This window comes from candidate division WOR-3 bacterium, assembly GCA_011052815.1.
In the GTDB taxonomy this organism is placed as follows: domain Bacteria; phylum Hydrothermota; class Tepidihabitantia; order SM23-42; family SM23-42; genus DRIG01.
Genome location: DRIG01000036.1, coordinates 1 through 22,232 on the forward strand (window position 1 = coordinate 1; position 22,232 = coordinate 22,232).

The window sequence follows — 22,232 nt, forward strand, 5'->3', positions numbered from 1 at the left end:
TATTGGGGCTCCATGCCATCCCCGCATCTGTACTCTTTGAAAAGTAAATCTGGGCGCTAACCGACCGGTTGTCACCCCATGCTAAGTATACTGTATCACTCCGGCAAGCAATTGAACGTTGAGTGGTACGGTGGTTATATATCCCGGCTGTATCATCATTAACCCGGATACTCGGACCAAAGACATAGTTGTTCTGGGCGGTTAGAATTAAAGAAAAAAGCAATGTGAAGATTTTTATCATTATTTTACCTCTCCTTATACCATAACTCAGCTGTTTTATCGAGCAACAAGTTTACAGACAAAAAGCACCGCCGCCTGCAGATGTTCGTCTCAAACAATCACACCTTCTTATTTCATTATAGTAAACTGTATCAAAATGTCAAGGAGTTGGTTTTTTGTTTGATATTATTGATTCTTCCGTGTCCGTAATGGAAATGTGCTACCGCCAATGCCCCGGATTGGTCACCTGGAAAGAGATAGACACCTATTTTTCATTCAATTATTTCACAGTCATTTGAAAGACGCTTCATCTTGCTTCCCCAACCGGTGTTTCCCAGATAGGTCGGATCCAGGATATAAAATTTATCATTTACAGAGTACCCATCGTTTTCCTCTAATATCTTTACTGCTTCTTCAGTCTTGGGTCGAAGCCCCAGCGCAAGGTGATTGGGCCAGCTCAGAAATATAATGTCTTCATCAGAATAATCCAGAACCGCACGCAGCAAACAATACAGAAAGATGCTGCGTCCGTCGCAGTCGTTGTATCCTTCAGTCAGTTGTTTACTGACGCTCTGAATCTGCTGTTTGCTGTCGTAAATGAAGATGCTCTCCGACTGACAAAACTTGAGTAGAAAATTCACCCGGTCGTATTCCTGGAAATTGTTTAACATAATCTTCAACCTGTCGACCAAACCGATCCGTTTCAACTCTATAATCCCGGGGTTCGTCATTCCGTAAAGACTCGGCGGCAGATTCTGTGTCCATTCAATTTGTGCTTTGGGGATAGATACTGTAGTATTATATTCCATATTTTTATAATACCACTTGAGGACTTTTTCGAAAACGGGGTCGCCAAATACAGGCATCTTCCTGATGATGGGAATAGGGTTTAAATTTTCTTTTTTCGCCTTGATACTTCTGTATTTCGAGGCGGGATTATCGATCTTCAACTCTCCAACAGGGGTAACAGTGTCAAACTCCTTCAAATAATAGTTTTTATTATTCTTTTCCACCCAGTTCGCTTTTCTTATTTTCCACGTTTCATCCAGAGCCAGGCCGAGATAACATTCGTCTTCGTTGTAAAAACAGAGAATGTCCCAGCCGAATTTTTGCATTATTGCACAGACGGCGAGGATACTGCTTCGTAGATTTGTTTTTCCGGTTGATGATATCTTTGCGATGGAGTGATAACCTGTGGTTTCTTCAGAACTCATCTGATTGAACCATTCAATCAAATACAGCATCATTGCAAAAGGTTCATCTTTTATTCCGTTTGCCTGAAAGATAGAATCCCAGACAGCGATTAAGGAATCAGAGAGCTGGTTGTATGATTGATTAAAACAGTTGTTTTCTTTTATGTCCAAACGAGATGCGACATTGAACAACTTCTGTTGGGCGAAGATATTTTTGCAGAGAATCCCCGCGGTAAAGAGGAATATTATTATGGAAACGAATAAGAGTGATTTTTTCATCTCAATCGATGCTTTTCTGTCGGCGGCTACAGAATCGTGGAATCCGAATAATGCGAAGTTACGGTGTTTCCTCTTTTTTGCCGATCGTGCTGATTTTCTTTTCTAATTCATCGATTTTTTCTCTGAGTTTTTCTTTTTCGGCTTTTGAGATTTTGACCCGGACACGCACCAGGAGATAGACGACGATACAGATCAACAATATCTGGGGTATAACCACCCACATCGATTTAAGGATGATTCCGATAATCAATGTTAAAAACGCCAGGATTAATACACCTACCAAACCTTCAACCATAACGACCTCCCTCTATTTTCCCCTCACGATTTCTTTAACCCGCATCAGGCGGGTAAGGTCACCCCTTTCCATTTCAGACAGTTTCAAGTTTATAAACTTAATGGTTTCGTCGATCGACGGTATGAGGATGTATTCGAGGGCGTTCACCCTTCTGCGGGTTTTTTCAATTTCATCGGCGAGAAGTTCCAGTGCTTTTTCAAGTTCGGCGAGCTCAAGTAATCTTGATATAAGACGGTCGACCTTCAGAAGAGCAAGGTCGAGGTCGCCGGATGTCGTCATAAAACCATATCCAATCAACCCGCCGGATATCTTTTTGCTGAATTTAGGTATCTTCAGATTTAAAATGCGTTCTGTGGTATATTCGATATCAATCAATTTGGTCGTGGAAAGAAGCGCTTCGTCGGTCGCCTTCGGCGCCTGTTTACTCGATGCGAAATAGAAATAGCCGAAAGCCCGTCTTAGTTCTTCCTCGATCTTCAATCGCGACTCCCGGATTTTGTTGACCATCTCGAGAATTCTGCGCATCAGTTCGTCTTGTTTGTCTTTAAGCAGTTTGTGGCCGCGGCGTGCAATGACACCACGCCTCTTCAGACGTAGAAGCTGCATCCTGGTCGGTGGAATATCAAGTTTCATTTTAATCTAAACCTTCTGCTTTATCATAATATCTTTCAAGATATTCATCACGGACACGCTTCATTTCCGCACGCGGTACAGTACGCAGGAGCTTCCATCCGAGATTGAGGGTCTCTTCAATGGTTCTGTTTTCGTATTCACCCTGTGAAATATATTCTTCTTCAAACTGTTGCGCGAATTTCAGATAAATCTTATCCAGGTCTGAAAGGGCGGCTTCACCGAGAATAACCGCCAGCTCAGCGGCTTCTTTACCACGTGCATAGCAGGCGATTAATTGATTGAACAGGTCGGCATGGTCTTCCCGCGTTTTTCCTTTGCCGATTCCTTTATCCTTCAGTCGCGACAGGGACTGCTGGACGTCCACGGGCGGTGAGACCTTTTTTCGATAGAGAGAACGTGAGAGAATGATCTGCCCTTCAGTGATATAGCCGGTCAGGTCAGGAATCGGATGGGTTTTGTCGTCCTCGGGCATTGAGAGAATCGGAATGAGTGTGATGGAACCTTTCTTGTCTTTTATTCTGCCTGAGCGCTCGTAGATCGTTGCGAGGTCGGTATAGAGATAACCCGGGTAACCGCGTCTTCCCGGAATTTCCTTGCGGGCTGCAGAAATTTCACGCAGGGCTTCGGCGTAATTGGTCATATCAGAAAGGATGACGAGAATGTGAAGTCCCTTTTCAAAGGCGAGATACTCTGCAACGGTAAAGGCAACACGTGGGGTGGATACCCGTTCGATCGCCGGATCATCCGCCAGATTCAAAAACAAGACCACCCTTTCAAGCGCCCCTGATTTTGAGAAGTCCTGAATAAAGAAATTGGCTTCTTCAAAGGTAATACCCATCGCTCCGAAGACAACGGCGAACTCTTCTTCAGAGCCGAGAACCTTTGATTGACGGACGATCTGAGCGGCGACACGGTTGTGAGGCAGCCCTGAACCGGAAAATATAGGCAGCTTCTGTCCACGCACCAGAGTGTTTATACCGTCTATCGAGGATATCCCGGTCTGGATGAATTCGTTGGGATAATCACGCGCCGTCGGGTTTATCGGCGCACCGTTTATGTCAAGCATCGCTTCAGGGATGATTTCAGGCCCGCCGTCTTTCGGTCTGCCGAGTCCGTCAAAGATTCTGCCGAGCATATCCTGTGATACTCCGATGTGGAGTGTCCTGCCGAGAAAGCGCACGCGGCAGTGCTGGACGTCAATGCCGGTGGAACCTTCGAATATTTGAACCAGGGCTTTATCACCGTCTACTTCCAGCACCCTTCCTCTTTTCTTTTCTCCGGTATGGGTGTAGATTTCAACCAGCTCTTCGTACTTTGCACCCTCTACCCCTTCAACCAATAAAAGAGGACCTGCGACGTCAAGGATACTGCTATATTCTTTTATCATTTCTTGGCTCCTCGATTTTTTACTTTTTCTGGTTCTTTATTCTCTTCACTGAACTTCTCCCCTTTTATGAGCCGCGAAAAGGCTTCGGTGACTTCATTCTGTAATTCGTCGATTTTTCCGAGCTCGGATTCAGGTAAATATCTCATACGTGCAATCTTGTTGCGTACTTCCATTTTTATAATATCGTTGAATGACACTCCTCTTTTTAATGCTTCACGTGCTTTATTGTAGTTCAGCAGACAGGTGGAAAGCATTTTATACTGTTTTTTAAGTGAGGCGTAGGTGTCGATTTCATGGAAAGCGTTCTGGTGCAGAAAGTCCTCGCGGATTGAACGTGCTCCTTCCAGGATCAATCTGTCTTCCGGAGACAGGGCGTCGACGCCGATGAGTCGCACGATTTCCTGCAATTCAGCTTCCTGTTCCAGAAGACGCATCGCTTCTTTTGACAGATCAATGAAATCTTTCGCCACTTCTTTATTCACGCTTTCGGCTATTTCATCGATGTACAGGGAATACGAGTTTAACCATGATATCGCCGGGAAGTGACGCTGATAAGCCAGTCGATCTTCAAGACTCCAGAAGACTTTTACGACACGCAGGGTCGCCTGGACGACCGGGTCAGAGAGATCGCCGCCCGGTGGAGAGACCGCTCCGATCACACTGAGAGCACCTTCTCTTTCGGGCTTGCCGATCGCTTTCACCCGTCCGGCGCGCTCATAGAACGAACTGACTTTTGCACTGAGATAAGCAGGGTAGCCTTCTTCTCCCGGCATCTCCTCCAATCTGCCGGAGATTTCTCTCATCGCTTCTGCCCAGCGTGAGGTCGAGTCCGCCATCACTGCGACCGAGTATCCCATATCCCTGAAGTATTCAGCGATCGTAATACCGGTGTAAACAGAAGCTTCACGCGCCGCGACCGGCATGTTGGAGGTGTTCGCGATTAAAACAGTGCGTTTCATCAATGATTCACCGGAGCGCGGGTCTTTCAATTCAGGAAACTCCATTAAGACGTCGGTCATTTCATTGCCGCGTTCGCCGCATCCGATATAGACGATGATTTCCGCCTCAGCCCATTTCGCCAGCTGATGTTGAATAACTGTTTTCCCCGTACCGAAAGGACCCGGACAGCAGGCAGTACCTCCTTTTGCAATGGGAAAGAACATGTCGATGACACGCTGGCCAGTGGACATTATAATGGACGGTGCAAGCCTTTCCCTGTACGGTCTCGGTTTTCGAACCGGCCATATCTGGAACATGGTCAAAGGAACGATTTCTTTATCGGTTTTGACCTCACAGATGGTGTCAGTCACCAGAAATTCACCTTCTTTGATGTTGTGGATTGTGCCTTCAACATTATGGGGCACCATAATTTTATGGTTCACAAGAACGGTTTCCTGCACTTCACCGATGATGTCACCCGGGATTACTTTATCTCCTTTTCGCAGAGAGGGTTTAAAATGCCATTTCTTGTCTCTTTCCAGTGCGGGGATTTCAACGCCGCGGCTGATATTGTCACCGGTCTGCTCACGAATTATGTCCAGAGGTCTCTGTATACCGTCATAAATCGATTCAATGAGTCCGGGACCGAGTTCGACAAAGAGGGGCTGGTCAGTGATGTAAACGGGTTCTCCAGGACCTATTCCCGAGGTCTCTTCATAGACCTGGATCGACGCCATGTCACCGGATAAACCGATGATCTCACCTACGAGCCGTTCTTCACTGACCCGCACCACATCGTACATCTTACTGCCTTTCATCCCTTTTGCCACGACAAGCGGCCCTGAAACTTTTGTAATTTCACCTTTCCTCATTTTTCCTCCAAAAAGACATCCGCACCAACAGCTTTTTTAATCACTCCCCGTATCCTTTCAATTGCAAGTTTTGTTTTGCCCCTCCCGGTTGGAATGGGGATTAAACACGGAATGGTTTGATTGCGATAGCGCATCAGCACACTATTCAACTCCTCGATAAATTCTTCAGTAAAAAAGATGATTTTGAATCCCTGGTTGATAAGTTCCTCAACGACTTCAACGGATTTACCTTTTTCTACATAGACGACTTTTGCACCGGTTGCGAGAAACGGCATAATCGTTTCTTTTTTTCCGATAATAGCCAAAGTGCTACCAGACATCAGGAATACTCTCCTTTAATTGGTCAAGGGGTACTTCATTCAATTTTCCCCAATAGACCTGACGCAATTTTTTGATTTCAGAATTCTTGAAGTGATAATAACCGAACAGGGGTTCCACGCCAAAGGTCATTCTCCTCGCCTGGGTCAGAAAGTTCAAACGCATTTCTTCACACATTCTTTCCAATCTGAGAAAGGAATGATTTTCTTCAAGATACAGAGAGCCTTTTTCGATGATCGATGCATAGGGTGTGGTGAAGAAGATTTTTCCCAGATGATCGATCTCCAGGTTCATATTGTCGATGAATATTTTTTTGTCGAAAGAACCATAGGGGATGAATACCTGATTGAATATCTCCCGGGCGTTTTCAAACTGGCGGGCTCTGAGAAAACTTCTGATGTTTTCAAGGTCAAAATATAATTCAAAATAGTTTTTGAAAAAGGGACTGAACTCCGCTGCTTCATATATATATTTACAGACGATTTTGTCGAGATTGGTGGAAAGTTTAAAAGGGTCTTTTTCGATTGTGAATCTTTCGATTTCTTCAACAACTTCAGGAAGGGTTTCGACTTCTGTTCCGACGTCGGGATAGAGGAGTTCTTCACCGCCCTGTTTCAATTTCACCTTCAAATTGTGAATTTGTTCGGGCAGCTCGACGAACTTTCTTACCTCAGGGGTCTGACAGTATTTTTCAAAAAATTTCCTCAGTCCGTTCTCTTCTACTTCCAGCCCGTCTGGAGTATCTTCATAGCCGGCATAAGGAGAATCCGAGATTATTGTATTGAAATTAGTCAGTGGAGCGGCAAGCAATCGGTCGAAATGGGCTTTGGTGAGCAACCGTGCCTCTTTCGCACGGATGATGCCGTTGACGAACGCATATCTTTTATCTTCAGTTCCCTTGATCATCTCGATTGTGTTATTTTTATTATTTCTCCCGCCTCATCAAGAGTTATAGTCAGAATCCGTTCGATCTCGGTTTCATCGGCGGTTCTGATTCTTTTCTTGAATTTCATACTGAAGACCTTTTTAACCTGCTTCGGTGCACCCATTGACAGTTTTTTATATAGAATATCCTGCGGTTTTATTCTCTTCTCGGTTATTTTTGGCTTGATTCCTTTGAACTCAGGAAATCTTTTCAGAACCCTTTTTTTCACCCTGTCTATTGTTTTCTTGGTAATCATACTTTTGATTTTCTCCTTTTCGTCTTTATGTGCAGCCGCAGAGTCGGATCTCCGTAGAGGACGAACTGCAGCAGCGTCTTCTGGTCGTCGTCGTCCAGGAAACCGTGTCGACGCAATGCCTTACGGGCGAAATCGAGCTTTGCATTCTTGAAACTTTCTCCAATGGTCAATCCCTGTTTCACGTACTGAAAAAAATATTTCACCAATAGATCGGCTTCACTGGAAGGTGGCTCTGCAGGTCCGTAGGCGATCGTGGTGGAGCCGCAGAAGCCGTAAATTTTTCTTTCATTCAAAAACTTCAATGCCGGTGCGTCTTTGTGCGATTTTTTGATTATATATGCGCCGTAACAGCATTCAGCAGCGACGACACCAGAACAATCCTCTATATTGCGGGGGGAAAGGGCGATCGGATATCTGAGATTACCCTGGCCATACCAATTCGAAGAATCTTTGCTGCCGTGCAGGTTGAAATAGAGAAAAGCCCTGTTCCGCAGCCAGATTTTTTTGAAAGAGTCGCTTTTGACGGGCGGTGAGGTCTTTAGATCTTTTATCTTACCGATGTGACGATAAACCTCTTCAGAAGCCTTTTTCCATACCCGGGTACTGATACCGAAAGATTTTTTCTCCACCATACGATGCAATTGTTTTCTCAGCTGTCTTATTATGAAATCTTCACTGCTGTTGTCCGGAATACGGGCACAGACCCTTTCGGGAATCAAAAAATCGTCGTCCCGTGAGGCATAAGGGTTATCTGATAGGACCTTTTCATCTCCGTCGTCACAGGGATTATCAAGTCGGAAAAAAGGGATGACTTCATCGCCGCCGATCAGGAGCAAAAAGTCGATCTCACCCCATTTTTTCTCGACCTTGAGGATGAATTTTCTTATTAAAGAAGCGTTTTTCCGTGTTTTTTTGACTCTGAAGGGATTTGGCCGGTCATAATAGAGGAACTTTATCTTATATTCTTTCCTCGCTTTGATAAAGCCGTCTATTGACTTCTCGAACCGCGAACACGTACCGATCTGTTTTTTTAAAGGTCCTTTGCCACTCAGAATCAGCATTCGCATTGCAGATTATATCCATAAAATAGAGTATGTCAAGAAACGGTAAACCGCTTTTTTTTATGAAATTACGTTGTTTATCAAGCCATCCGCTCAAAGATCTTTCTGAAATGGAAACCGTAGATTGCAAAGGTTACAGCAAGGGGGGTGAGCCGGGGGCGGTTGCAGACGCTCCATAAAAAGAGCCGCCAGTAATGGAATCGTTCTTTTTCTTTTACCCCTAACCAGAGGACGGAAAGGACAAAAGCCCGCAGTTCATTTAAATTCAGCCGGAATCCTTTCTTACGGCCTGGTTTGTATTCTTTCAAGAACCTCTTGGCACGGGCGTAAAAGTAATCAGGTGAGTATATCGTCTGTAGAATTTTTTTGTATCCCTGAATCAATATGTTGCGGTGCATTCTGGGAATAAAGTTGAGGGAACAGTCGGTGTTATCGCCGGACATTTCGTTTAATAATCGGTTCTCCTTTTTCAAACGCTGATACAGTTTTGTACCGCGTACGGCGTTGAGTAAACCGACCATTGCGGTCACTATTCCGCTGCGCTGGATGAAGTTGATCTGTCTTTCGAATATTGTCTGGGGATCACTGTCGAATCCGACGATAAAACCTCCCTGCACCTGAAGCCCGGCTTGTTGAATCTTTTTGACGCAGGCGACCATATCGCGGTTTCTGTTCTGGACTTTACTGCATTCTGAAAGGCTTTCTTCTTCCGGAGTTTCAATACCCAGGAAGACCGTATCAAAGCCCGCCCTGACCATCAGATTGATGAGTTCTTCATCATCTGCGAGATCGACCGAGGCCTGGGTGATGAACGTGAAGGGATATTTCTTCGCCTTCATCCACCCGGCGATCGCCGGCAACACATCTTTCTTCAAAAGGGCTTTATTCCCGATGAAGTTGTCATCGACAAAAAAGACCGCTCCGCGCCAGCCGCAGTCATAGAGACCGTCAAGTTCACGGATGATCTGGTTTGCGCTTTTTGTGCGCGGTTTATGTCCGCACAGCAATGGAATATCACAGAAGTCGCAATCAAACGGGCAACCCCGTGAATACTGGATGTTCATCGAGGCGTATTTTTTCATCTTGATCAGCCGCCAGGAAGGAAGCGGTGTTTTTTTGATGTCTGACCAGGTGCGTGAGGTATACCTGTGTCGGGGGATTCCTTTACGCAGGTCTTTTAAAAATCTCGGCAGTGTTATTTCCGCTTCATTCAGTACCAGATGATCGACGTGTTTGTAATCATCGGGGCGGCTCGTAAAGAGTGGACCGCCGGCGACAACCTTTGTTTTCTTTGTTCTACAACGTGAGATCACTTCGTCCGCTGATTTTTTCTGGATTGAGATGGCGCTGATAAAAACATAGTCAGCCCACTGGATGTCGCGGTCCTTCAATTTACTGACATTCATATCGATAAGCCGTTTTTCCCAGTTTTTCGGAAGCAGTGATGCGACGGTCAGCAAGCCGAGCGGTGGATTTGTCGCCTTTTTAAAGATAAATCTCAAAGCGTGTTTAAAAGACCAGAATGTATCTGGATTTTTCGGGTAGACCAAAAGTATCTTCATTTTCTATCTCCTTTGTACAGTTTATAAAGGTGACGTTGAAAATATCATCACACTGGATATACCTTCAAAATACAATGTGGATCTTTTTTATCGACACATAATATTTTATCACCTAATATTATACATATTATACAGACGAAAACCGGATTGTCAAGTCATTTGTTGACATCCGCGTTTTTTTCTCTATAATTGATTTCAGCGGGGTGTGGCGCAGCGGCTGAGCGCGCATGGTTTGGGACCATGAGGTCGTGGGTTCAAATCCCACCACCCCGATTTTTTTTGTCATAATTGTTGACAAATGTGTTATTTTGGTGTATTATATATAAACTAATTATAGGGCAAAACAGATCAGGATCGGGGAGATGTAAAGTTCGATATCTTGTTGGAGTAAAGACCGCAAGTCGAAAGGAGGTACTATGACGTGGAAAGAAGAACTGAGACATAACATCAGCACGATCAAACAGCTGAAAAGATATATTAGTTTAACCCCCAAACAAGAAAGGCAGTTTAAAAAAATTATTGAAAAACACCCGATGAGTATTACGCGTTATTATATGTCATTGATTGATAAAAACGATCCCAATGATCCCATAAGAAAAATGGTTTTTCCTTCAGTCAAAGAACTGGACCTGTCGGGTTCTTATGACCCGAGCGGAGAGATCGAGGTCACCAGGATACAGGGTTTGCAGCATAAGTATGAACCGACCGCGCTTATTCTGTCCACCAACAGATGCACGGCATATTGTCGTTATTGTTTCAGGAAGAGGCTGGTCGGTATTCCCAATGAGGAGATCATCAAAAAATTCAATCAGGCGGTCAACTACATCAAAAAGCATAAAGAGATAACAAACGTGCTTATCAGTGGAGGCGACCCTTTTACATTGCCTTCAAAGGTTATTAAAAACTTTTTAAAAAAACTGTCGGGTATTTCACACCTTTACTTTATCCGATTCGGTACCAAGATACCCGTGATTTTCCCGGATCGGATTATTGAAGATAAAGAACTTTTATCAATACTTAAAAAGTATTCACGGCCGGACAGAAGAATATATATCAGCACCCAGTTCAATCATCCACGTGAACTGACCAGAAAAGCGATACGGGCTGTAAATAAACTAATCCGCCGAAGTATAATAATCAACAACCAAACCGTCTTATTGAAAGGTGTGAATGACGATCCTGACGTCCTGGCTGAATTGCTGAACAAACTCTCCGGCATCGGTGTTATTCCTTATTATATTTTCCAGTGCCGGCCGGTTAAACGGGTCAAACATAACTTTCAGGTTCCTCTTGCGCGGGGTTATCGGATTATTGAGAGGGCAAAGAGAAGACTCAACGGCCACAGTAAGAGATTCCGATATGTTATGTCGCACCGCACAGGAAAGATCGAGATTGTCGGGATTTCAAACAATCACATCTACTTCAAATACCATGAAGCGAGAAATTCCCGAAATTACGGAAGGTTTTTCAAGAAGAGGTTGAACGAACACGCCGGATGGCTCGATGACTTTTGATGCTCTATTTGGCGGATATCTGATGTAAAGATTTGGCCCCGAATGAATATTGACAGGAATGAAATAGTGTATAAAATACTTAAATCTGGAGTGAATGTATGAGTTTAAAGAATCGAAGAAAAAAGGTCATTATTCACAACCTGCAGATTCAATTGATAATTTCCATTGCAGGTCTTATTATAGGAACCTCTTTGATCCTGGTGACCTCCTTGTTTTTGATATTCAGGAATAACATGGCGGCGATCGGAATCAGCAAAGAGTTCATATCAGAGATTTTATACGATTCTGTTTTACCGGTGGCGGTGATCGCTTTAGTGGTTTTTGTCGTATCGATATGGGCGATCGTTTTAATCACCCATAAGATCTACGGCCCGTTGTATCGACTGCGCACCTATATCAAAAAATTGTGCGAAGGTGAAACGACCGACGAGCTGCAGTTCCGCCGGGGTGACGCCATAAACGGTCTTAAAGAGATATACAACGATCTTCGTAAGAGCATGGAAAAGACCCTGCATTATGATTACAACACGATGGTTGAGATTTTCTCTGAAATCGAGGAGATCCTCGATAAGATATATTACAAAAGAATAAAGGACAGAGAGATCTATGATCAACTGCAGGATACCTGCAGTCGATTGGCAAAAGCCCTTGATATCACCTCTGAGGCAATAGAAAAATAGGAAAAGCCTCTGACAGAATTCCGCACTACAGGAAATCAGTCAGAGGCTGTGGTTTTTTAGTCTTATATCAGGAGAGGGCTTCTTTGACGAGCCGAGCTACCTCGGCAGAGGTGTCTCCCACCTTGATGCCGCATTCCTTGAAGACCTTTATCTTTTCAGCGGCTGTACCCGACGTGCCGGAGATGATCGCACCTGCGTGTCCCATCCGTTTATCCGGCGGAGCGGTCTTTCCGGCGATAAAGCCGAATACCGGTTTATTGAAATTTTTCTTCACATATTCCGCGGTATCCTGTTCATCCCGTCCGCCGATCTCGCCGACGATCACCACCGCCTCAGTATTCTTGTCTTCGGCAAAGAGCTTTAAACAATCAATGAATTTAGTGCCGATGATCGGGTCGCCTCCGATTCCAATACAGGTAGACTGGCCAAGGCTTGCTTTTGTGATGTGGTCCACAATCTCATAAGTCAAGGTGCCGCTGCGTGAGATCACGCCAACGGGCCCTTTCTTGAAGATGTGGCCCGGAAGTATACCGACCTTTGCCTCGCCGGGTGAGACAATCCCCGGTGAATTGGGACCTACCAGACGGCAGTCTTTATCTCTCAAATAAGCCGTAATCTTCACCATTTCGATGGTAGGAATTCCTTCGGAGATACAGACAATCAATTTTATCCCGGCGTCAACGGCTTCATATATGGCACTCACTGAAAATTTCGCCGGCACGAAGATCACAGAGGTATTCGCCCCGGTTTTGTCCACTGCTTCAGCCACGGAATTGAAGACCGGCACACCTTCTACCTTCTGACCGCCTTTGCCCGGGGTGACCCCGGCGACAACCTTGGTTCCATACTTGAGCATCTGTCCCGTATGGAAGCTGCCGTCTCTGCCGGTTATCCCCTGAACCACGAGTTTCGTATCGTTATTTACCAAAATACTCATTTTTCGGCTCCTTTCATCTCTTCAGCAATTCAATTGCTTTTTTTGCACCTTCATCCATTGATTGAGCGAAGATGAGGCCGGCTTCTTTTAGAATCTCCATCGCTTTTTCTTCATTCGTTCCGGTCAGTCGTGCGACAATCGGTTGTTGGATATTTAATTCCTTTTTCGCCTGCAGGATACCGTTCGCGACGTCGTCACATCGAGTGATGCCGCCGAATATGTTGAAGAAGATAACCTTGACGTTCTGATCCTTAAGAAGGATTTCAAGGGCGTTCTTTACTTTTTCAGGTGACGAAGATCCTCCGATATCAAGGAAGTTCGCCGGTTCACCGCCGAAGTGCTTGACCAGGTCCATCGTCGCCATAGCGAGTCCGGCTCCATTCACAACGCAGCCGATGTTTCCGGAAAGTTTTACATACGAGAGGTCTCTTTCCCGTGCGAGTAGTTCGTTCTCGTCTTCACTTTCACGGTCACGCATCGCTTCAATCTCAGGATGGCGGTAAAGGCCGTTGTCGTCGAAGTTAATCTTTGCATCCAGGGCGATCATCTCACCGTTTTTATCGAGCACGAGCGGATTTATTTCGGCAAGAGAGGAGTCGAGTTCAATAAACATCCGGTATAATTTTTCTGTAATCGAAGCACAGGCGAATGCGGATTTCGGTTCATTGTAGAGAAAGAAACCGACCTGGCGTGCCTTGTGCGGTAAGAGTCCGACTAACGGGTCGGCATACACCTTATATATCGCTTCGGGATTTTTACGGGCGACCTCTTCAATCTCCACACCGCCTTCTTTACACACCATCACCACGGTCTTTTTGGCGGTGCGGTCGTTGATGATTCCGAGATACGCTTCTTTATCGATGTCGATCGCCTGGGAAACAAGGACCTTTTTCACCGGCAGCCCTTTTATCTCCATGCCGAGGATTTTCTCAGCATGTTCTTTGACCTCTGCTTCGTTCTTTGCAAGTTTTATTCCACCTGCTTTACCTCTGCCGCCGACCATGACCTGGGCTTTTATCACACAGGGAATACCGATCTCCTTGGAAGCCGCAATAACTTCTTCCACGCTTTTGCAGACCTTTTCCCGCGGCGTCGGAATACCATACTTCTTAAAAATTTCCTTTGCCTGATATTCATGAACCTTCAATTTGTCCTCCTCGTTGGTTGTTATTAAATAACAGGATATAATCGATTATCTTTCACACAAATATACGCAATAGGATATACAAAATCCGGCAAAAGTCAATAATTCTCTTCTCTCAAGTCGTCGGTCCATTCCGGCACAACACGTCTGAAGATTGTGTCGAGCGTCTGCTTGAAGCCCTTGTCGAGCCCGTAATTTTCGAGCTCCCTGAGCGCTTCTCTATATTCTTTCGGCGTAATCCGGCGGTTTATTTCCGGGTAGGCGGCGGCTTTAAACGTTGGATAATACTGCGCCATTACATTCACGGCGGTGTTGCCGGATAGGTGTTTTTTGATGAATTCAAAACACTTCCGACTGCCGGCGATATTATTCGGCATGACCAGATGTCTGATTAAGAGCCCTTTTGTGGCGATCCCCCTTTCTATCACGAGATCGCCGACCTGGCGATACATCTCTTTCAACGCCTTTGTGGCGTGCTCCCAGTAATCTCCGACACCGGAGTATTTTCCGGCGTATTCATCGTCGGCGTATTTGATGTCCGGCATATAGATGTCTATGATACCGTCCAGTAACTTCAACGTTTCGAGTGATTCGTATCCACCGCAGTTGTAGACTACAGGGATGTTCAATCCCCGGGTCTGGGCGATTGCAAGTGCTTCAACGATCTGCGGTACCCATGGTGTCGGAGTGACCAGGTTGATGTTATGGCAACCCAACTCTTGAAGCCTCAGAAAGATGTGGGCGAGTTCTTCCAGAGATCTTTTTGTTCCCATGCCGAGCTGGCTGATCTGATAGTTCTGACAATATACACAATGGAGATTGCAGTGGGTGAAAAAGACCGTGCCTGAACCGTGTTTTCCGACGAGCGGCGGTTCTTCTCCGAAGTGTTGATGAAAAGAAGAGACTTCGACCTCTGCGCCCGCCCTGCAGTTTCCGATCTCACCGTTCAACCGGTCCACTTTACACATCCGTGGACATACCCTGCACGGAGAAAGTAACTTACGGAATTCATTTATCAATTCCCGGGTTATTTTTTTCATTAATTATTTAATTGCATTTGTTCAGCCACGCCGCGGCGGATGAATTCCGTATTTGTAGTATGCGGCACAGGAACCTTCTGACGAGACCATGCACGGTCCTACCGGTGACAGGGGGGTGCACTTTTTGCCGAATAGTGCACAGTCCAGAGGACGTTTTATGCCCAGCAGCACTTTTCCGCAGATGCAACCTTTTGGTTCGGCATATTCAGGTACGTCTAATTTATATTTGTCGTGTACATTGAAGTGTTTGAACTCTTTGGTGAAAGTCAGACCTGAATTTTTTATTGTACCGATACCGCGCCATTCAGCATCACATACTTCAAAGACTTTTTTGAGAATTTCCAATGCTTTCTTATTGCCGGTCGGTTTCACCACGCGCTTGTATTCTATGGTGATCTTCGCTTCTTTTTCGGCAATCTGTTTTGTCAGGTCAAGGATGCCGTGAAGTATATCTATCGGTTCAAAACCGGTTATGCAGCCGGGAAGATGATATTTATCAGCCAGGAATTTGTACGGTTCAGAACCGATTATCACGGAAACGTGGCCCGGCAGGATAAAACCGTGTACATTTATCCGCGGCGCCCGGGCGATAAAGTCGAGCGCCGGGGGAATGAGTTTGAAGGCGGGCAGTACATAAAAATTCTGGAGACCTTTTTCCTTCGCCGTGACGACCGTGGCGGCGATGGTTGGAGAAGTCGTTTCAAATCCCACCCCGAGAAAGACCACGTCTTTTTTCGGATTCTGTTCCGCAATTGTCAGGGCGTCGAGTGCTGAATAGACGATTTTCGGGCCGAATGACTCCAGGCTCTGTTTTGAGCCCGGCACCCTTACCATATCACCGAATGTCGTTATTACGACGTTCTTCTGCTGCGCCAGGGCGATTGCATAGTCTATTGTATGCTGGGGGGTGACGCAGACAGGACAGCCGGGTCCGGACAGAAGATTTATATTTGATGGAAGCAATTCTTTGATACCTGATCTTGCAATTGCCATTGTATGGGTGCCGCAGACCTCCATAAGATTGATGTCGCCGGTGTCCAATTTCGAAAGGATACGTATTACTTTGTTTACATAACTGTTCATGATTGATTCATGAGGCTCAATCGCGGTGGTTATATCTTATCAACTTTAGGATGATATACCCGTACCAGGTTGCGACCGGCGCCTTTCGCTTCATAGAGCGCCTGGTCGGCCAGTTTTATTAATTCAGCACCGTTCGTGGCGTCGTCCGGATACGAGGATACGCCGGCAGAGAAGGTGACTTTGACCTTTTTCTCTCCCCGTGTGAAGTCGTACATTTCAAGGTCGTGCAGGAGATTTCCGATGATTCGAGCCAGTTCCTGTTTATTTATTTCCGGACACATCACAATAAATTCATCACCTCCGTAGCGCGCGAGCGTATCCATTTCATCAAAGTGCTTTTTAAAGATATGGGACAGTTGAATCAACAGGTGGTCGCCGGCTTGATGCCCATACGTGTCGTTATATGTTTTAAAATTATCAAGGTCTATGATCGAGACCGCCAGATTATGCTGGAATCTTTTTGCTCGATTGAGCTCTTTATCAAGTTTATCCCGGAAATAACCAATGTTGAACAACCTGGTCAACGGATCTGTATGGGCGGTGAGTGTTATGTCGGCGAAACTTCTTGTGTTATTGAGTGCGACGCCGGCGATACCCGACACCACACCGAGTAAGTTACGTTCTCTCTCTTCCAGATTCTGCTTCCGGGTGATTGCGATGACACCGAATTTTTTTTCCTGAAAAAATATGGGGTAGCAGATATCAGGATTGAATATCGGATAGGGCTCTTTCAGTCCCAAGATATGGTCGCGTTTTGTAATGGGGTGTTTTTGAAGAAAACAGAAGGTGACTTTGCTGTTTGTTTTTTCATCTCTCAAATCATAGACAAGTTTGGGAATCCAGTCGTCTTTCAGTCCGCGCTGGTCAATGATTGTAAGACGCCGTTCTTCTGGGTCGGCGAGAAAGACCGCTACTTCTTCGGCATCCAGCGAGTGCATTAAAAGACCGGTGATCTCTTTTGCGATATCAGAAGGGTTGAGCCGCGAAGTGAGTCTTATCATTGATGCGAAGAAGAGGTTGTCCATGGAATTTATTCGTTTTAACTCGGCCTGAAGATGAAGGTTCTCTTTTTTATGTCTATCCAGTTCGTCGGCGAGGATATCGACATGATTCAGCACCTTTGATTTCTTTTTTGATTTGGACAGCGTCGCAATGAGGATTATCGCGATCGTCACAATTATCGCGCCGAGAAGGATATTGATGAAAGTACCCGTGTCCATACAAAATTTTATTGATTTTGTATTAAATGTCAACCACCTTAAGGGTTGATTTCTCTTTACACTGTGTTATTCCTTTGTTCCACCCGGGGCAGCGGTTGAGTCTGACCGCCAGGATGGGTGGCGGACAGGAATTGAAGATTGAAGCCCTGACCCCATTGTTTGTCTATAAGACATCAACAAACATTAGTGACTACCTCAGTTTTTTTATTGCATAAAGATAGCCATCCTGGCATCCGAAATATATCGTCCCCTACTCACCTATTACCGGCGACGACCAATTAATAGTATCACCAGCGGTATAGGTCCAGAGTGTATCTGGTGTGTCAGGCCCAATATAAGGGCACCTGCCAGTTCTCTGGTTATCGTATTGAAATGTTGACCACATGGGCTGTGCTCTAGTTAAGGCCATAGAAGAAAAAAGAAAGCCCAGTATAAGCACAACATATTTCCTTTGGATATCCTCCTCCTGTTTTTCTGTTTATTAGTCTATTGATGCAATTTATTTTACCATATATCATTTCTTCAGTATTCTGTTTATCTTGTGAGGATTAGCTTTTTGGTTAGATTCTCATCGTTTACAGTCAATTGCATAAAATAGACACCAGCGGGAACTCGCCGACCTCTATCGTCTTTGCTGTACCAAATTGTCTCATAATAACCCGGTGTAAGTTTCTTATTAACTAAAGTCTTTATTTGCTGCCCTAAGACATTATAGACCTCAACTTTTACATTACTCGCTTTTGCTACGGTATAACTAATTTTGGTTGCTGATTTGAAAGGATTAGGGCCAATTAGGCACATGTGATTTGTCGCTGGTAATTGCATTGTCTTTTTTTCTTCTTCGATACCAACAATTCCTGTTATTAGACAAATCGGCTCAGGATACGGATTTTCATCCGGGTCATTAGAATAGATCCATAAGGTGTCCCAGTATGTGCCAGGCGCTGGTATACCAACAGAGTCCACATATACATCAATTGCAGTGGAATCCCCTATGCCAATTGCGGCCGCAGTGGGACTCACGTCTTTTATCCACGAAGCAGACCAGGTGATTGAAGAAACACTTAGGTGCAATGTTGCAGAAGGAGCATTCAACGTATAAAAAGTTCCTTTTCTAGCACTCGTTGCAGGGGTTGCTACAACGGCGTCGTATGCGTCTATCCGACCTGCACCATAAAGACTATCTCTTCCAGGATTACCCAAATCAACAACTCCGAAGTTGCTAATAATACTATCTATTTCCTTACACGTTAGTAAAGGATTCTTCTCCAGCATCAATGCAATGGTTCCGGCAAGATGGGGTGTTGCCATTGAAGTACCGTCCCAACCAATAGTATACCCACTGTTGTCATTGTGCATCAAGGAGATAACATTTACACCCGGTGCACTCACATCCGGTTTCATTAATCCGGGAGGATAGGAATAGTCATGGTAGGTCTCTGTGTTCCATTCAGTCGGACCATAACTGGAAAAGTTGGCAACAACATTGCTGCTGTTGGTCGCACCTACTGTCAGGACTGCACTGTGACCAGCACTGCCATACCAGGGAGCTGGAACATCCCCCGGCGTACTTATATCGTGAGGGACATTATAATGAGAACCAGGTGAGCCTGAGATACCATTCCCTGCGGCAACCGCCATCGGCAGATCAGCAGCAAAGGCATTGTTACACATATTACGACAGTAATCCTTGGTAGAATTACTCGGATCTTCGGCACCAATGGACATACTAATGGCATCGGCGCCGTGAATTATGGCAAATTGAATAGCATCTGCCATATCCGAGAAATTTCCGCTGCCACTTGCATTTAAAACCTTGAGCGCCATTATCTGAGCATCTGGTGCAACACCGGTCTGGGTACCTGAAGTGCCATCTCCTGCTACAGTTCCTGCTGTATGTGTACCGTGTCCATTATCATCCATTGGATCATTATCCTTATTGACAAAATCCCAGCCGTGATGTGGATACAAAGCACCACCATTCCACATATGGTCAGCAAGATCAGTATGATTATAATTAACGCCCGTGTCAATATTGCCAATGATAATACCATCACCAGTATAACCCAATGGCCAAACCTGATCCGCCCTGATCTTTTGAACACCCCAAACTATTGCTCTATCAGGATCTGCAGGTCTTTTGCCACTGTAAGAACCAGGTTTGCCCAAAATATGAAAGTAATTGCCATCATAGGATATTTGACTTACCCCCGGCATAACAGAAAGTCTATTTATTACATCCTTTGTAGCTTTTACTGAAACAGCGTTTACAATCCAGAGTGAACGTACATCCTTTGCGTTTCCTCTTTGTTTTTCGGATTCTAAATACAAAAGCAATGCTTTCTGGGTCTGTTGAGCCAATGATTTTAGCTGGGCACTGACCCATTCTCTTCGTTCCTGTTTTGCTAGTCCAGTAGCACGGACTGAAAGAACGTCGCTATTCAACTGCTCAGACATCTTGATGAGAATAGGAATCAATTCTTGCTTAGGTGATTTTCTTATTCTATCCAACAATTGCTCGTCAATTCGGGAATTAGCTATTTGGTATTCAGACGGACAGGATAGACCTTCTGATTTTTTCGTACTGTAGTCAAAAATAAGCCCATTTGGAGTAGTGCTAATGTCAGCAATGCCCGAGGTATCATAACGGATTATGTAAACTCCGTCATTATAGTCTGCGACATAAACATAACCATCTGAAACACAGATACCTTCTGCATAATCACCTGTATCATAGTAACCTGTTTCTATGGGAATTGCCGGGTTTGATATTTCTACGACTCGAAGTCCCTCACTCCAGTTTGCAATATAAGCATAATCACCTGAAATATAGATGCCTTTGGGTGTACTGAGCGGAGGCATATAAAAGCCCACTTCAAAAGGATTGGCAGGATCAGATACATCTATATTTCTGAGACCACAACTACCATCTGCCACATAGGCATAATTACCTTTAATATAAACATCCTTCGCATAACCATCTGTATCATACTGGCCTACCTCAAAAGGGCTAGTTGGATTGGATATATCAATTATTCTAAGGCCCTTCCAATAATCTGCCACATAGGCATAGTTGCCTGCAACATAAACACCATATGCTTCACTCGTGGCGCAGTAACCCACCTCCCAGGGATTAGCAGGATTTGATATATCTATAATCCTGAGACCGCCGATATTGCCAAAACCCTCTGCAACATAAGCATAAATATCTGATACATAGACATCATTTGCAAGCCAACCGGCATTATAGATTCCTGTTTCCCATGGACTGGCAGGGTCTGAAACATTTATAATCCTGAGGCCACCCCAGTCATCTGCAAGATAAGCATAATTACCTGAAACAAAAACACCATTTGTTTCATTCCCTGTATCCAAGTGTCCTATTTCTACAGGGTGAGCAGGATCGGATACATCTATGATCCTGAGGCCATCAGTGAAAGCTGCAACATAGAGATAGTTGTCCGAAACACAAACATCTATTGACAAACCACCTGTGTCATAATACCCTACCTCTGAAGGGTTAGCAGGGTTTGATACATTTATAATTCTGAGACCATCGCTGTAATCTGCAACATAGGCGTAGTTATCTGTAACATGAACGGCGACTGCATAATCGTTTGTGTCATAATACCCTACCTCTGAAGGGTTAGCAGGGTTTGATACATTTATAATTCTGAGACCATCCCTGCGATCTGCAACATAGGCGTAGTTATTCTTGACAAAGACATCATATGCCTCCTGTCCAGTATCATAGTATCCTATTTCCCAAGGACCGGCAGGGTTTGATACATCTATTATCCTAATGCCGTCGTTATAATCAGCTACATAAGCATAACTACCCGATACACAAACACGGTTTGCATAGCTCTCTGTATCATAATACCCTACTTCTGAAGGGTTAGCAGGGTTTGATACATTTATAATTCTGAGACCGTTCCACCAATCTGCGACGTAGGCATAATTACCCGAAACATAAACTCCTTCTGCAAAACCTGGTGTATTGCAGATACCTACCTGCCAAGGATTCTCAGGGTCTGATACATCCAAAATTCTGAGTCCATCCCAACCATTTGCCAAATAGGCGTAGTTGCCTGATACATGAACACACGTTACAGTACTGTAGTATGTGGGTGTAGATGTATGAAAAAATGCAGCTTCAAAAGGATTTTGGGGATCAGACACATCTATTATCATAAGTCCATCGCCATCGTTGGCAATATAGGCATAGTTACCTGAAACATAAACGTTCCATACAAAACTAGCCGTTGTAATCGTCCCAAGTAATTCTGGAGAAGAAGGATTCTTTACATTGATAATTTTGAAATATCTACCATCCCCTATATAAGCAAGGCTGTCGACAACCTTGAGTGTGTGGGAGGGTCCTCTGAACCAACCACCAACAAGTGTGCACTTCAAACTGTCCCCTTTAGTGGAGGGGTTCTTCGTATCAAAAGAAAAAGGACGAATTGAAGGGGGGAGTTCTTCCAAAGAATGACGCTGAAATTCGCCATCTGTAGGATCAAGATGTGCATCCAAACCGTAGAGTCCCATATCTAAACTCGTTACAATTATGGTAATGAACAACAAAAGAAGAAAATTGTATTTTAGCATCTCAACCTCCTTTGATAATAGAAGTATAATGAGAAGAGTCAATGTTTTGTCAAAAAAATGTCAA

At 44.7% G+C, this 22,232-nt stretch carries 20 protein-coding genes and 1 tRNA gene; 4 read left to right on the forward strand and 17 right to left on the reverse strand.

The genetic code is table 11. The features are described from left to right. From ENI34_03285 to ENI34_03335, 11 genes are all read right to left on the reverse strand, one after another. The coding region (locus ENI34_03285) for a hypothetical protein (GenBank protein HEC78150.1) at positions 1–241 on the reverse strand (241 nt) is incomplete at its 3' end. 250 nt (positions 242–491) lie between these two features. Then, complete coding sequence (locus ENI34_03290) at positions 492–1,691, reverse strand: hypothetical protein (GenBank protein ID HEC78151.1); 1,200 nt, start codon at positions 1,689–1,691, stop codon at positions 492–494. 58 nt (positions 1,692–1,749) lie between these two features. Next, positions 1,750–1,986 (reverse strand): hypothetical protein, encoded by a 237-nt coding sequence (locus ENI34_03295; GenBank protein HEC78152.1) that lies wholly within the window; start codon positions 1,984–1,986, stop codon positions 1,750–1,752. A 12-nt stretch (positions 1,987–1,998) separates the two neighbouring features. Next, complete coding sequence (locus tag ENI34_03300) at positions 1,999–2,619, reverse strand: V-type ATP synthase subunit D (GenBank protein HEC78153.1); 621 nt, start codon at positions 2,617–2,619, stop codon at positions 1,999–2,001. Position 2,620: 1 nt separating this feature from the next. Next, positions 2,621–4,006: a V-type ATP synthase subunit B gene (locus ENI34_03305; protein ID HEC78154.1), complete on the reverse strand. Its 1,386-nt coding sequence runs from the start codon at positions 4,004–4,006 to the stop codon at positions 2,621–2,623. Next, entirely contained in the window at positions 4,003–5,817 is a 1,815-nt protein-coding gene (locus ENI34_03310; protein ID HEC78155.1) for a V-type ATP synthase subunit A, read from the reverse strand. The genes ENI34_03305 and ENI34_03310 overlap by 4 nt, the downstream gene beginning before the upstream one ends. After that, complete coding sequence (locus ENI34_03315) at positions 5,814–6,137, reverse strand: hypothetical protein (GenBank protein HEC78156.1); 324 nt, start codon at positions 6,135–6,137, stop codon at positions 5,814–5,816. The genes ENI34_03310 and ENI34_03315 overlap by 4 nt, the downstream gene beginning before the upstream one ends. After that, on the reverse strand, positions 6,127–7,041 hold the full coding sequence (locus ENI34_03320; protein HEC78157.1) for a hypothetical protein: 915 nt from the start codon (positions 7,039–7,041) through the stop codon (positions 6,127–6,129). Before ENI34_03320 ends, ENI34_03315 begins: the two co-directional genes overlap by 11 nt. Further along, positions 7,038–7,316, reverse strand: a complete 279-nt coding sequence (locus ENI34_03325; protein ID HEC78158.1) for a hypothetical protein — start codon at positions 7,314–7,316, stop codon at positions 7,038–7,040. Before ENI34_03325 ends, ENI34_03320 begins: the two co-directional genes overlap by 4 nt. Next, the gene (locus ENI34_03330) at positions 7,313–8,383 is read right to left on the reverse strand and encodes a hypothetical protein (GenBank protein ID HEC78159.1); all 1,071 of its coding nucleotides are present in this window, start codon (positions 8,381–8,383) and stop codon (positions 7,313–7,315) included. The genes ENI34_03325 and ENI34_03330 overlap by 4 nt, the downstream gene beginning before the upstream one ends. 74 nt (positions 8,384–8,457) lie before the next feature. After that, on the reverse strand, positions 8,458–9,939 hold the full coding sequence (locus tag ENI34_03335) for a DUF4070 domain-containing protein (protein ID HEC78160.1): 1,482 nt from the start codon (positions 9,937–9,939) through the stop codon (positions 8,458–8,460). A 199-nt stretch (positions 9,940–10,138) separates the two neighbouring features. On the opposite strand from ENI34_03335, the gene ENI34_03340 reads away from it, so the two are divergent. The 3 genes from ENI34_03340 (at position 10,139) to ENI34_03350 (ending at position 12,133) form a co-directional block, all read left to right on the forward strand. After that, a tRNA-Pro gene (locus tag ENI34_03340) sits at positions 10,139–10,212 on the forward strand. A 143-nt stretch (positions 10,213–10,355) separates the two neighbouring features. After that, positions 10,356–11,453, forward strand: a complete 1,098-nt coding sequence (locus ENI34_03345; GenBank protein HEC78161.1) for a KamA family radical SAM protein — start codon at positions 10,356–10,358, stop codon at positions 11,451–11,453. Between the two features lie 98 nt (positions 11,454–11,551). Beyond that, positions 11,552–12,133, forward strand: coding sequence for a hypothetical protein (locus tag ENI34_03350; GenBank protein HEC78162.1), 582 nt, complete (start codon positions 11,552–11,554; stop codon positions 12,131–12,133). A gap of 67 nt (positions 12,134–12,200) precedes the next feature. Here ENI34_03350 and sucD read toward each other — a convergent pair whose 3' ends face one another. The 5 genes from sucD to ENI34_03375 form a co-directional block, all read right to left on the reverse strand. After that, positions 12,201–13,070 (reverse strand): succinate--CoA ligase subunit alpha, encoded by an 870-nt coding sequence (gene sucD, locus ENI34_03355; protein ID HEC78163.1) that lies wholly within the window; start codon positions 13,068–13,070, stop codon positions 12,201–12,203. Positions 13,071–13,083: 13 nt separating this feature from the next. Further along, positions 13,084–14,217 carry an ADP-forming succinate--CoA ligase subunit beta gene (locus tag ENI34_03360; GenBank protein ID HEC78164.1) on the reverse strand — a complete coding sequence of 378 codons (1,134 nt, stop codon included), beginning with the start codon at positions 14,215–14,217 and terminating at the stop codon, positions 13,084–13,086. 95 nt (positions 14,218–14,312) lie between these two features. Continuing rightward, on the reverse strand, positions 14,313–15,254 hold the full coding sequence (locus ENI34_03365; protein ID HEC78165.1) for a radical SAM protein: 942 nt from the start codon (positions 15,252–15,254) through the stop codon (positions 14,313–14,315). A 21-nt stretch (positions 15,255–15,275) separates the two neighbouring features. Next, complete coding sequence (gene hypD, locus ENI34_03370; protein HEC78166.1) at positions 15,276–16,337, reverse strand: hydrogenase formation protein HypD; 1,062 nt, start codon at positions 16,335–16,337, stop codon at positions 15,276–15,278. 29 nt (positions 16,338–16,366) lie between these two features. Beyond that, positions 16,367–17,557: a sensor domain-containing diguanylate cyclase gene (locus tag ENI34_03375; protein HEC78167.1), complete on the reverse strand. Its 1,191-nt coding sequence runs from the start codon at positions 17,555–17,557 to the stop codon at positions 16,367–16,369. 26 nt (positions 17,558–17,583) lie between these two features. Between ENI34_03375 and ENI34_03380 the strand changes: the two genes are divergently transcribed. After that, positions 17,584–17,772, forward strand: coding sequence for a hypothetical protein (locus ENI34_03380; GenBank protein HEC78168.1), 189 nt, complete (start codon positions 17,584–17,586; stop codon positions 17,770–17,772). Positions 17,773–18,091: 319 nt separating this feature from the next. Here the strand turns inward: ENI34_03380 and ENI34_03385 are convergent, their stop codons facing one another. Continuing rightward, positions 18,092–22,168, reverse strand: coding sequence for a T9SS type A sorting domain-containing protein (locus ENI34_03385; GenBank protein HEC78169.1), 4,077 nt, complete (start codon positions 22,166–22,168; stop codon positions 18,092–18,094). Positions 22,169–22,232 lie beyond the last annotated feature (64 nt).